This window comes from Ruegeria sp. AO1 (genome assembly GCF_056535985.1).
In genome coordinates this window covers 452,580-465,073 of the sequence record NZ_JBQFJC010000002.1, presented here as the reverse complement: position 1 = coordinate 465,073, position 12,494 = coordinate 452,580, and the positions used below count along the sequence as shown (strand labels likewise).

Here is a 12,494-nt window from a genome sequence, read left to right as displayed (position 1 = left end):
TTGCCGATCAGGCTCAAACACTTGTAGCAAGGGCAGTGGATATGACGGCCAACCCAAACGACAGAGCCTCTATTATGAAACTCACGCAGGATCCTCATTCGATCCGGTCCGGTGACCGGGAAAAGGTTCTGGAAGTGGCCATCGGTCGCGAGGTTCGCGCCTTTCGCAAGCAACAGAACACAACGGTCGCCGAGCTTGCGCAGGTAACCGGCCTGTCGATCGGGATGCTGTCCAAGATCGAAAACGGCAACACGTCGCCTTCGCTGACCACACTGCAACTGCTGGCCGATGCGCTGTCGGTTCCGCTGACCAGCTTTTTTCGCCGGTTTGAAGAGCGTCGCGACGCTGTCCACACCAAGGCCGGTGAAGGCGTCGAGCTAGAGCGCGAAGGCACGCGGGCCCATCACCAATACAACCTTCTCGGCCATCTAGGCGCCAATGGTTCGGGCGTGATTGTTGAGCCTTATCTAATCACTCTGACTGTGGAATCGGATGTTTTCCCAACCTTCCAGCATGGCGGGATCGAAACGATCTACATGCTGGAGGGTGAGGTGGACTATCGCCATGGCGATGAGGTTTACCCATTGAAACCCGGCGATACTCTGTTCTTCGATGCGGATGCGCCGCATGGGCCGGAGCGACTGGTAAGCCTGCCAGCGCGGTACCTGTCGGTGATCAGCTACCCTCAGACAAGCTGATCCGCTTTTTATCAGAGTGCTGATAATCAATTCGCTAGGCCTACAGCTATGTTGGCCGGGCTCTCTTGCCGTGGCTTGTAAGGGATCGCTCAGAAATTGGGCAAAATTTTCCTGTTAGGAAAAAACATTTCCTATAGTTATTGAGGATCGGATGTTTTGTTGCTAGCGTACACGCGCAACGAAACACGCAAGGAGAGCTGTCTGCCATGTGCGGAATTGTCGGACTATTCCTTAAAGACCAGTCACTGTCGCCCAAGCTGGGCGAGATGCTGACGGATATGCTGATCACCATGACCGACCGTGGCCCGGACAGCGCTGGTATCGCCATTTATGGCGATCCAACTCAGGGCACTACGAAAGTCACCGTTCAGTCTGCAAACCCCGAACAGGACTTTGCCAGTCTGGCGGATGAGCTGGGTCAACGGCTGAACACGTCCGTGACCCAGACGATCAACGACACCCATGCAGTGCTGGATATCCCGGGCGATCAGTTCGAGGCCGCGCGCGCTGCGCTAGCCGAAATCCGCCCCTCCGTCCGGATCATGAGCCGCGGAGAAAGCCTTGAGATCTACAAGGAGGTCGGTCTGCCCAAAGATGTTGCCGCTCGTTTTGAGCTGAGCGGCATGACCGGAACGCATGGGATCGGCCACACGCGAATGGCCACTGAATCAGCGGTGACCACGATGGGTGCGCACCCGTTCAACACCGGGGATGATCAGTGTCTGGTGCACAACGGATCGCTGTCCAATCATAACTCATTGCGGCGCAAGCTGCGCCGTGAGGGCGTGCATATCCAGACCGAGAACGACACCGAGGTGGGCGCCGCTTACCTGACGTGGAAAATGATGAATGGCGCGTCTCTGGGCGAGGCGCTGGAAAGCAGTCTTGAGGATCTGGACGGGTTCTTCACCTTTGTCGTCGGCACCAAGGACGGGTTCGGCGTGGTCCGTGACCCGATTGCCTGCAAACCGGCGGTCATGGCGGAAACCGATCAATATGTGGCCTTCGGAAGTGAATACCGAGCCTTGGTGAACCTGCCCGGCATCGAAGATGCCCGCGTGTGGGAGCCGGAGCCGGCGACGGTCTACTTCTGGTCCCACACAGACACTCCCAACAAAAAGGCCGCCTGACATGCAGACCTATGATCTTGAGGCGGACGGCCTGCGTGGGCTGAACGCCGCCCTGCAGGAGCAAAGCAAAGAGACCAACCAAACCAACTGGCAGGTGGTGAACCCCAAGGGCAGCCACGCCATTGCGGTCGGGTTGGACGCGCCGATCGAAGTGACGGTGAAGGGCTCGACCGGCTACTACTGCGCGGGCATGAACCAGCAGGCGATAGTTCGGGTCGAAGGCTCGGTCGGGCCGGGCGTGGCCGAAAACATGATGTCGGGTCAGGTCATCGTCGATGGCGATGCCAGCCAATACGCTGGGGCCACGGGCCACGGTGGATTGTTGGTGATCAAGGGCAATGCCAGCTCGCGCTGCGGGATCTCGATGAAGGGGATCGACATCGTGGTGCATGGCAACATCGGCCATATGTCGGCCTTCATGGCGCAGGCGGGCAATCTGGTGGTTTGCGGTGATGCTGGCGACGCGCTGGGGGATTCCCTCTACGAGGCGCGGCTGTTCGTGCGCGGCTCGGTTAAAAGCCTCGGCGCGGATTGTATCGAGAAAGAGATGCGCCCAGAGCATCTCGAGATCCTGAAGGATCTGCTTGACCGCGCAGGCAGCGATGCCAAGCCGGAAGAGTTCAAACGCTATGGCTCGGCGCGTCAGCTGTATAACTTCGACGTCGACAACTCGGCCGCTTATTAAGGATGAAGGGTATGAAAGATATGGACGATCAGACCCCCCGCACCGTGCCGATCCAGTCGGCGACTTTTTCCAACCCGATCAACGCCGAGATCCGCCGCGCGGCGGCCACCGGTATCTATGATATCCGGGGTGGAGGCGCCAAACGCAAGGTACCGCATTTCGATGACCTGCTGTTTCTGGGGGCCTCCGTCTCACGCTATCCGCTGGAGGGCTATCGCGAACGCTGTGATACCTCGGTGACGCTGGGCACGCGTTTTGCCAAGAACCCGATCCAGTTGGATATCCCGATCACCATCGCAGGTATGAGCTTTGGCGCGCTTTCGGGACCGGCCAAAGAGGCCTTGGGCCGCGGCGCTTCAGCGGCCGGCACTTCGACCACGACTGGCGATGGCGGTATGACGCCCGAGGAACGCGGCCACTCGACCAAGCTGGTCTATCAGTATCTGCCCTCGCGCTATGGCATGAACCCCAACGACCTGCGCAAGGCTGACGCGATTGAGATCGTGGTGGGGCAGGGGGCCAAACCCGGCGGCGGCGGCATGCTTCTGGGCCAGAAGATCAGCGACCGCGTGGCCGAGATGCGGACCTTGCCCAAGGGGATCGACCAGCGCTCGGCCTGTCGCCACCCGGACTGGACCGGGCCGGATGATCTTGAGATCAAGATCCTCGAATTGCGTGAGATCACCAACTGGCAGGTGCCAATCTACGTCAAGGTCGGCGCGACGCGGCCTTACTATGACACCGCACTGGCGGTAAAAGCCGGAGCCGATGTGGTTGTCATGGACGGCATGCAGGGCGGCACGGCGGCCACGCAGGATGTGTTCATCGAACATGTGGGCATTCCGACGCTGGCCTGTATCCGACCCGCAGTGCAGGCGCTGCAGGATTTGGGGGTGCATCGCGAGGTGCAGCTTGTGATCTCGGGCGGTATCCGCACCGGGGCAGACGTGGCCAAGGCGATGGCGCTTGGCGCGGATGCGGTGGCGATAGGCACGGCGGCTCTAATTGCCCTTGGCGACAACGACCCGAAATGGGAAGCTGAGTATCAGAAGCTGGGCACCACAACCGGGGCCTATGACGACTGGCATGAAGGGAAGGACCCCGCGGGCATCACCACTCAGGACCCCGAGCTTGCCGCGCGTCTTGACCCGGTTGATGCCGGGCGACGGCTGCGCAACTACCTGAAGGTCATGACGCTTGAGGCGCAGATCATCGCGCGGGCCTGCGGCCACAATCACTTGCACAATCTTGAACCCGAGGACTTGTGTGCCCTGACGATGGAGGCGGCTGCGATGGCAAAAGTGCCCCTGGCAGGCACCGACTGGTATCCGGGCAAGGCCGGGTTCTGATCTGACATTCGGAAGGCGCGGTCCCACGAGGCTGCGTCTTTCTTCTATTGGGATTGATAAACAGGGAAAGGAAGGCCGACCATGACGACAGATCTGGCAGCTTTCGCCAAAGAAAAAGGCGTCAAATATTTCATGATTTCGTTCACCGACCTGTTCGGTGGACAGCGGGCCAAACTGGTTCCCGCACAAGCCATTGCCGACATGCAGGAAGAGGGCGCCGGTTTTGCCGGGTTCGCCACTTGGCTGGATATGACCCCCGCGCATCCCGACATGCTGGCGGTGCCGGACCCGTCCTCGGTGATTCAACTGCCATGGAAGCCCGAAGTCGCTTGGGTTGCCGGTAATTGCGTGATGGAGGGGCAGGATGTGGCCCAAGCCCCACGCAACGTGCTACGCCGTCTGATCGAGGAGGCCGCCGAGATGGGCCTGCATGTAAAAACCGGCATCGAAGCCGAGTTCTTCCTGCTGACCCCCGATGGCGAACAGATCAGCGACCCGTTCGATACTGCCGAAAAGCCCTGTTATGATCAGCAGGCCGTGATGCGCCGCTATGACGTGGTGCGCGAGATCTGCGACTACATGCTGGACCTTGGCTGGGGTCCGTATCAGAACGACCACGAGGACGCCAATGGCCAGTTCGAGATGAACTGGGAATTCGATGATGTTCTTAAAACGGCGGACAAGCATTCCTTCTTCAAGTTCATGACCAAATCCGTGGCCGAGAAGCACGGGCTACGCGCTACCTTCATGCCCAAGCCGGTCGAGGGGCTGACAGGCAATGGCTGCCACGCCCATATCTCGGTTTGGGACGCGCCGGGCATGGATGCGAAGACCAACGTGTTTGCAGGCGAAGGCGACGGCCCGACCGGAGAGGTTGGTCTGGGCGAGCAGGGCAAGTATTTCCTCGGTGGCATCATGAAACATGCCAGCGCTCTGGCGGCGATCACCAACCCGACGGTGAACAGCTACAAGCGTATCAACGCACCGCGCACCATGTCGGGGGCCACGTGGGCGCCCAACACGGTGACATGGACCGGCAATAACCGCACTCATATGGTGCGCGTCCCCGGCCCGGGCCGATTCGAACTGCGCCTGCCCGATGGGGCGGCGAACCCATATCTGCTGCAGGCAGTGATCATCGCCGCCGGTCTGTCGGGCATCCGCAGCAAGGCTGATCCGGGACCGCGCTATGACATCGACATGTATGCCGAAGGCCACACGGTCACCGACGCGCCCAAACTGCCGCTGAACATGCTGGATGGCCTGCGCGAATACGACAAGGACGCCGAGTTGAAAGAAATGATGGGGCAGGAGTTCTCAAGCGCTTTCCTGAAGATGAAGCATCAGGAGTGGAACTCGTTTGTATCCCACTTCTCAAACTGGGAAAAACAACATACTCTCGATATCTGAGAGCAAAAAGAGGCCGCAGCAAATGCTGCGGCCTTGGTCTTTTCGGCCACGGCGTTGGCGCACAGGGCCACGCGCCAATATGCTTATCTGTGTGGAGAAATTGGCGGCATTACAGGACCCAGAATAGGTCCTGCGCCTAAGGTTCGACGTCCTGCAAGATCGGGACCGAATGCTTGGCAAGCAATCCTGACAGTTCCGGGCGGCATGAGCCGCAGTTTGTGCCCGCCAGCAGTAGCCTGCCGATTTCATCGACATCACCGATGTTCTGGGTACCGATGGCCCGGACGATCGTATTGAGTCCGACCCCGAAACAGGAGCAGACGATTGGCCCGCCATCCTCGACGCCATTTGCGGATCGTCCGGACAGGAGCTGATGAGCCTCGGCATCAGGCAGGGTTGCGAGATACTCCCTCATCAGGGTCACAGGTTCTCGAGATACATAGAGAACGGCAAGAACGCGCGGACCGTCTGACAGGGCGATCCTGAACGACCCGCGCTTGGGGTCTTCGACCGATGTGGACAGGGCGTCAGGCAGTTGGAACCAGTCTCGGGCCGTTTTCTCCCAGTCGGTGGGCATCTCATAGCCTGCCAGCTCTGTTCTATAGCCGTTTTCGGTTTTCGCCGTTGCCCGATACTCTGCCGATGGTGACGGAGGTGTTGCGGAGACTGCAAAACCATACCAACCCGCCTTCATGGGGTGCAGGGACACTGCGGCGGCTTTGCTTTCGGGTTGGCCTGATACCGGGTCAGTGACGCCGGGCATCAATGCATCGACACGGGCCGAGGGGGCTGTTTCGCCCGTCCAGTGGATCGGCGCAAACACCTGTCTGGGCGCGACGGCATCGGATGTCTTTAACCGGAAGATACAAGCCCCGACCGCGCTTTTTACCTCGACCAAGCTGTCGGGGTCTAGCCCGAGACGAGCCGCATCTTCGGGGTGAACCTCAATGAAAGGCTCAGCAAGGTGCGACGACAGGCGTGGTGACAGGCCAGATCGGGTCATGGTGTGCCATTGGTCCCGCGTACGCCCGGTGTTCAATAGGAACGGGTAGCGTTTAGAGGTCTTCGCCTCGGGTGGTCTGTGGCTGACCGCGATCAGGCGGGCTTTGCCGTCCGGGTGGAAGAACTGCCCGTCGCCAAAGAATCTACCTCCGGTGCCGTCCGGCGTCACCGGCCAGCGGGTTGGTTGCAGCTCGGCATAGTCGTCGTCCGACAGGTCCACATATCCAGAGATGTCGAAATCGCGCCCAAAGGGTTTGGCAATGGATGACAAAGCGGCATATTCGCGGAAAATCTGCGCGGGCGAGGTATAGTCGAATGCCTCTTTCCATCCCATACGGCGGCCCACTTCGGCGAGGATATCCCAATCGGCCCGCGCATGGCCCGGAGGGGTCAGGACGGCGCGCTGGCGGCTGATCGTGCGGTCCGAATTGGTGACGGTGCCGCTTTTCTCGGCCCATCCAGCTGCGGGCAACACCACATCTGCGACGCGGGCTGTGTCTGTGTGTTCGGTCAGGTCGCTGACAACCGTGAAGGGACAGGCTTTGATGGCGGCCTGCACCCGGTCGGCCTCGGGCATGGTGACGGCGGGGTTGGTATGAATCACCCAGAGGGCTTTGATCTGTCCCTTCTCAATCTCTCGAAATAGATCGACGGCTTTCAGCCCCGGTTTCTTGGGCATATTTGGCGCAGCCCAGAACCGCTGAACCGCCGCGCGGTGGTTTTCGTTTTCGATATCCAGATGGCAGGCGAGCATATTGGCCAACCCACCGACTTCTCTCCCGCCCATGGCGTTCGGCTGCCCGGTGACGGAAAACGGCCCCATGCCGGGTCGACCGATCCGGCCCGCAGCCAAATGGCAATTCAGGATCGCGTTGACCTTGTCCGTCCCGCTGGAAGACTGATTGACACCTTGGCTAAAGATCGTGACCACGCGCTCGGTCCTGATCCACATGTCGCAGAAGGTGTCGAGGTCTTTTTGATCCAGATCGGTCGCCGCCGGGTTGTCCTTTTGCGCGGCGGCCAATGCGTCGGTGAACCCTTTCGTATGGCTCAGAAAACCCGCGTCGACCTTTCCGGATTCGTGAATGCGGCCAAGCAGATAGTTGAATAGGGCCACATCGCTGCCCGGTGCCAGAGGCAGGTGTAGATCCGCCTGATCGCAACTTGCCGTTCTGCGCGGGTCGATCACAACGATCCGGGTCCCACGCGCCTGACGTGCCGCCATGAGCCGTTGATAGAGAACCGGATGGCACCACGCGAGGTTTGAGCCGACCAGAATAACCAAATCGGCCTGATCCAGATCCTCATAGGTCCCGGGCACGGTATCTGTGCCAAAAGCGCGTTTGTGCCCGGCCACGGTGGATGCCATGCAGAGCCGCGAATTGGTGTCGATATTCGCCGACCCGATGAACCCCTTCATCAGCTTGTTGGCGACATAGTAGTCCTCGGTCAGCAATTGCCCCGAGACGTAGAAAGCAACACTGTCCGGCCCGTGCGCCTTGATCGCCGATGAGAACCGATCCGCAACCAGTTCAAGGGCGTCATCCCAGCTGACATCCTCACCAAATGCGCGCGGGTTTCGCAGGCGGTGGTCGAGGCCAAGGGTCTCACCCAAAGCCAAGCCCTTCGAACAGAGCCGGCCATGGTTTGCCGGGTGGTCCGGGTCGCCGCGTACGGCCAGCCCTCCGGCCCCGTCGGGGCGCAGCAGGACGCCACAGCCGACCCCGCAATAAGCGCAGGTCGAGCGGACCTCGGGCAGGCCAGTGCCGTCCATCAGGCGGCGCTCCGGTGAGAGACTGTGCTGGCATCCAACAGGATGCGCCCGCCTTCGAGACGCACCGGATAGGTGGCGATCTGCCCCTCGTCAGCGCCCTGCGCCTGACCTGTGTTCAGGTCGAAGACCCAGTTGTGCAGAGGGCAGGTGACCGAATGCCCATGCACGATCCCCTCGGACAGCGGCCCGCCTTTGTGGGGGCAGCTGTTGGTGGCGGCGAAGACCTCGGCCTCGGCGGTGCGGAAGACCGCGATACAGCCGATATGCGTTTTTACCAAACGCGCGCCACGTAGTGGGATGTCTTCGATATGTCCGATGTCAATCCAGCTCATTCCGCGGCCTCCAGTGTGAAATCTGCGATCGGCGCATAGGTCTGCGCCTTGTCTTTGACGTGTTCCGCCCACGGATCCTTGCGGTAGATGCTTTGGGACAGTTCGAACCGTTCGACCAGAGCGGCACGGTTCTCCCGGTCCTCGACGACCTGAGCCTTGACCCAGTCCATGCCCACTTTGCCCAGCCATTTATACAAGCGGTCCAGATACTTGCCGCCTTCGCGATAGGCCTGAGTGACGGCCATCACGACCTCGATCGCTTCGTCTTCAGTTGGAACCTGACACAGGAGCTCGGTCTCTTTGACGTCCATACCGGCGGCCCCGCCGATGCTGATCTGGTACCCTGATTCCACGCAGACCACACCGATATCCTTGCAGGTCGCCTCGGCGCAGTTGCGCGGGCAACCTGACACCGCCAATTTCAGCTTGTGCGGGGTCCAGGAGCCCCACAGGATTTTCTCAAGCTTGATGCCTAGACCCGTGCTGTCTTGCGTGCCAAAGCGGCAATGATCGGTGCCGACGCAGGTTTTGACGGTACGCAGCCCCTTGGAATAAGCATGCCCCGAGACCAGACCGGCCTGGTTCAGATCAGACCAGATGGCGGGCAGATCTTCACCCTTCACGCCCAACAAGTCGATGCGCTGACCGCCGGTGACTTTCACCGTGGGCACGTCGTATTTGTCCGCCGCATCCGCGATGGCGCGCAATTCTTCGGGGGTGGTGATGCCTCCCCACATGCGCGGGACAACGCTGAAAGTGCCGTCCTTTTGGATGTTGGCGTGCTTGCGTTCGTTGACGAAGCGGCTTTGCGGGTCGTCTTGATATTCCAGAGGCCAGTCGGCCAGCAGGTAATAATTGATCGCCGGACGGCAGACATGGCAGCCATTCGGCGTTGTCCAGCTTAGTTCTTGCCAAACGGCGGCCTGGCTTTTTAGTTCCTGCCCCTTGATCAGACGGCGCACATCTTCATGGGTCAGATCGGTGCATCCGCAGATCGGTTGCGCCGTTGGCATTTGGAACTCATCGCCCAGAGTGACTTGCAACACCTGTTCAACCAGCCCCGTGCACGTCCCGCAGGATGCGCTGGCCTTGGTGCTTGCACGCACGGCGCCCAGATCGCTGGCACCCGCGTTAATCGCCTCGACAATGTCACCTTTGCATACGCCGTTGCAGCCGCAAATCTCCGCCTCAGGCGGCAATGCTGCAACGGCTGAAAGAGGGTCCGCGGTATCGCCTCCCTGATAGGCGGGCCCGAAGATCAGCGTCTCACGCATGACTTCAATACTGGTGCCGTCCTTGATCAGGCCGAAAAACCAACTGCCATCGGCAGTGTCACCGTACATGACCGCGCCGACCAGGCGGTCCTCTTCGATGACCAGCCGCTTGTAGACCCCGCGCGAGGGGTCGCGGAACACGATATCCTCACGCCCTGGCGCGTCTGCGAAGTCGCCCGCGCTGAACAAATCGCAGCCGGTGACCTTCAACTTGGTCGAGAGGGTTTTCTGAACAAACGCAGCTTCTTCGCCCAACAGCGCCTGCGCCACCACCTTCGCCTGATCGTAAAGCGGCGCGACAAGGCCAAAGACCGCCCCGTCATGTTCTACGCATTCGCCCACGGCGTAGACATCCGGGTCCGAGGTCAGCATCTGGTCGTCCACATGGATACCGCGCCCGGTGGCCAGACCAGCCTCTTGCGCCAGCGACGTATTGGGGCGGATACCCACGGCCATGACCAGCAGGTCACATGGCAATTCGGTCCCGTCGTCCAGAAGCAGCGCGCGGACTTTGCCATCTTGCCCGAGGATTTCCTTGGAGTTCGCCTGCAGGCAAATCTTGATGCGTTTGTCTTCCAGCGACTTCTTCAGCAGATACCCTGCGGCTTCGTCCAGCTGACGCTCCATCAGATGGCCCATGATGTGAACCACGGTCACGTCGACCCCATGCGTAGCCATGCCCGCAGCGGCCTCAAGCCCCAGCAGACCTCCGCCGATGACGACAACCTTGTTGCCCGAACCCATGCCCATCATCCGCTGGGTGTCTTCGAGATCGCGATAGGCGATCACACCGTCCAGATCATGACCGGGCAGAGGGATGATGAACGGATTTGACCCTGTCGCAACGATCAGCTTGTCGTAGGGCACATGTCCGTTGACGCCCTCGACCACCTTCATCTCACGGTCGATCTTGGCCACCTGCTCGCCAAAGCGGCAGGAAATGCCGCGTTCGGCATACCAGGTGTCGTCATGGGTGACGATCTCTTCATAGGTTTTCTCGCCCGACAGGACCGGGCTGAGCATGATTCGGTTGTAGTTCCCGCGCGGCTCGGCGTTGAACAGGGTGATGTCGAACGCATCCGGCGCGGCGTCGGTCAGGTGCTCCAGCACCCGGCCCGAGGCCATCCCTGCGCCGATGACAACAAGTCTTTGTTTCATGGTTTCACTCCGCTGCAATCGCCTTGGGGGCGGGTGTTTTGGGCTTGGCGCCGTGTTCGTATTCTTCGAGGAAATCCAGAACTTCCTGCCGGTAGGCGTAGTAGTTTGGGTGTTCTAACAGGGCCTTGCGGGTCCGTGGGCGCGGCAGGTCGACTTTGGTGATCTTGCCGATGGTCGCTTGAGGCCCGTTGGTCATCATGACCACGCGGTCAGCCAACAAGATCGCCTCATCAACGTCGTGGGTCACGCAGATGGCGGTGACCTTGGTGCGGGACCAGACCTCCATCAGTACTTCCTGCAATTCCCAGCGCGTCAGGCTGTCGAGCATCCCGAAGGGCTCGTCCAGCAGCAGTTTCGGGGATAGGGCGAAGGCGCGCGCGATACCGACACGTTGTTTCATGCCGTTCGACAGGTCGGAGGCGGATTTGTCCATCGCGTCAGCCAGACCGACGCGTTCCAGATAGTACTCCACCACGTCCTGCCGCTCGGCGATGCTGGCCTTGGGATAGACCTTGTCGACGCCAATCGCGACGTTCTCCTTGGCAGACAGCCAGGGGAACAGGTTTGGCGATTGGAACACCACCGCGCGTTCCGGGTCAGCCCCTTCGACGTGACGGCCATCCAACTTGATCGCGCCTTTCGAGATGGCGTTCAGACCCGCAGCCATAGTCAAAACCGTGGACTTACCGCAGCCGGAATGGCCGATCAGCGAAATGAACTCGCCCTTGTCGATCTTCAGGTCGAAATCCTCGACCACGGTCAGAGGGCCTTTGGGCGTCGGATACACTTTGTGCAGCTGCGAGAAGTCGAGGAAGCGGTTCTCGATCATCCCCTTCTGCGCCTCGGCGACCGCTGTTGGAACACCGTGGATTGGGGTGACATCCGGCAGGATACGAGAGCCTTCGACCTTGGCTTCGATCCCCACATCCATCAGGTACTTGGTGACGTCGGCCCTGAGGCGTTTGAAGGTCTCATCGTTGTTCATCGCACCCCGATCGCGTGGGCGGGGAATCGACACGCGGAACTCCTGTCCCAAAGTCCCATCAGGGTTCAGCGCAATGATGCGGTCAGCCAGAATGATCGCCTCGTCGACATCGTTGGTGATCAGCACGCAGGTCTTTTTGTCGGCCTCCCAAATATGTTCGATCTCATCCGCCAGATTGGCGCGGGTCAGCGCGTCAAGCGCCGACAAAGGCTCATCCAACAGCAGAACTTCGGGGTTCATCGACAAAGCGCGCGCCACGTTGACTCGCTGGCGCATACCGCCGGACAGTTCTGCAGGGCGGCGCGTTGCGGCGTGGCTGAGGCCCACCATCTTCACATAATGCGCGACCTTCTCGGCTTTCTCGAGTTTGCTGAGGCCCGGAAAGACCGTATCCACCGCCAGCCCCACATTGCCGCTGACCGTCAGCCATGGCATCAGCGAGTAGTTCTGGAAAATCACACCACGCTCTGGGCCCGGCCCCTTGATCGGAGCGCCTTTGAACGTGACCTCGCCCTTGGTCGGCGTATCCAGACCAGCCATCAGGTTGATCAGGGTCGTCTTGCCGGTGCCCGAGAAGCCGAGGATCACCAGAAACTCACCCTCTTGCACGTCCAGATCGATGCCTTTCAACACATCGGTGCGTGCGGTGCCTTCACCGAAGGATTTCGAGGCGTTCTTGAAGCTCAGAATGCTCATC

General features: G+C 60.3%; 9 protein-coding genes. 5 read left to right on the top strand and 4 right to left on the bottom strand.

What is annotated here, in order from left to right; genetic code table 11:
• Nucleotides 1-74 precede the first annotated feature (74 nt).
• The 5 genes from ACR3FB_RS20315 (at nucleotide 75) to glnT (ending at nucleotide 5,272) form a co-directional block, all read left to right on the top strand.
• Entirely contained in the window at nucleotides 75-698 is a 624-nt protein-coding gene (locus ACR3FB_RS20315; RefSeq protein ID WP_480566752.1) for a helix-turn-helix domain-containing protein, read from the top strand.
• A 206-nt stretch (nucleotides 699-904) separates the two neighbouring features.
• A complete protein-coding gene (locus tag ACR3FB_RS20310) occupies nucleotides 905-1,828 on the top strand; it encodes a class II glutamine amidotransferase (protein ID WP_480566751.1) in 924 nt (307 codons plus the stop codon).
• 1 nt (nucleotide 1,829) lies between these two features.
• On the top strand, nucleotides 1,830-2,513 hold the full coding sequence (locus ACR3FB_RS20305; RefSeq protein ID WP_480566750.1) for a protein GlxC: 684 nt from the start codon (nucleotides 1,830-1,832) through the stop codon (nucleotides 2,511-2,513).
• Nucleotides 2,514-2,533: 20 nt separating this feature from the next.
• Nucleotides 2,534-3,862: an FMN-binding glutamate synthase family protein gene (locus ACR3FB_RS20300; protein ID WP_480566811.1), complete on the top strand. Its 1,329-nt coding sequence runs from the start codon at nucleotides 2,534-2,536 to the stop codon at nucleotides 3,860-3,862.
• Between the two features lie 81 nt (nucleotides 3,863-3,943).
• The gene (gene glnT / locus ACR3FB_RS20295) at nucleotides 3,944-5,272 is read left to right on the top strand and encodes a type III glutamate--ammonia ligase (RefSeq protein ID WP_480566748.1); all 1,329 of its coding nucleotides are present in this window, start codon (nucleotides 3,944-3,946) and stop codon (nucleotides 5,270-5,272) included.
• Between the two features lie 136 nt (nucleotides 5,273-5,408).
• On the opposite strand, the gene ACR3FB_RS20290 is transcribed toward glnT, so the two are convergent.
• Genes ACR3FB_RS20290 through ACR3FB_RS20275 form a run of 4 tightly spaced genes read right to left on the bottom strand, consistent with a single transcriptional unit; the run spans nucleotide 5,409 to nucleotide 12,493 of the window.
• Entirely contained in the window at nucleotides 5,409-8,048 is a 2,640-nt protein-coding gene (locus tag ACR3FB_RS20290; protein ID WP_480566747.1) for a molybdopterin-dependent oxidoreductase, read from the bottom strand.
• Nucleotides 8,048-8,380 (bottom strand): nitrite reductase small subunit NirD, encoded by a 333-nt coding sequence (gene nirD, locus ACR3FB_RS20285; protein ID WP_480566745.1) that lies wholly within the window; start codon nucleotides 8,378-8,380, stop codon nucleotides 8,048-8,050. The genes ACR3FB_RS20290 and nirD overlap by 1 nt, the downstream gene beginning before the upstream one ends.
• Nucleotides 8,377-10,812: a nitrite reductase large subunit NirB gene (nirB, locus tag ACR3FB_RS20280; protein WP_480566744.1), complete on the bottom strand. Its 2,436-nt coding sequence runs from the start codon at nucleotides 10,810-10,812 to the stop codon at nucleotides 8,377-8,379. The genes nirD and nirB overlap by 4 nt, the downstream gene beginning before the upstream one ends.
• Nucleotides 10,813-10,816: 4 nt before the next feature.
• Entirely contained in the window at nucleotides 10,817-12,493 is a 1,677-nt protein-coding gene (locus ACR3FB_RS20275) for an ABC transporter ATP-binding protein (RefSeq protein WP_480566743.1), read from the bottom strand.
• Nucleotide 12,494 lies beyond the last annotated feature (1 nt).

Coding starts and splice junctions, on each gene's coding strand:
- ACR3FB_RS20275 (WP_480566743.1), bottom strand. CDS start 12,493: ATGAGCATTCTGAGCTTCAAGAACGCCTCGAAATCCTTCGGTGAAGGC.
- ACR3FB_RS20315 (WP_480566752.1), top strand. CDS start 75: ATGAAACTCACGCAGGATCCTCATTCGATCCGGTCCGGTGACCGGGAA.
- ACR3FB_RS20300 (WP_480566811.1), top strand. CDS start 2,534: ATGGACGATCAGACCCCCCGCACCGTGCCGATCCAGTCGGCGACTTTT.
- ACR3FB_RS20305 (WP_480566750.1), top strand. CDS start 1,830: ATGCAGACCTATGATCTTGAGGCGGACGGCCTGCGTGGGCTGAACGCC.
- ACR3FB_RS20290 (WP_480566747.1), bottom strand. CDS start 8,048: ATGGACGGCACTGGCCTGCCCGAGGTCCGCTCGACCTGCGCTTATTGC.
- nirB (WP_480566744.1), bottom strand. CDS start 10,812: ATGAAACAAAGACTTGTTGTCATCGGCGCAGGGATGGCCTCGGGCCGG.
- glnT (WP_480566748.1), top strand. CDS start 3,944: ATGACGACAGATCTGGCAGCTTTCGCCAAAGAAAAAGGCGTCAAATAT.
- nirD (WP_480566745.1), bottom strand. CDS start 8,380: ATGAGCTGGATTGACATCGGACATATCGAAGACATCCCACTACGTGGC.
- ACR3FB_RS20310 (WP_480566751.1), top strand. CDS start 905: ATGTGCGGAATTGTCGGACTATTCCTTAAAGACCAGTCACTGTCGCCC.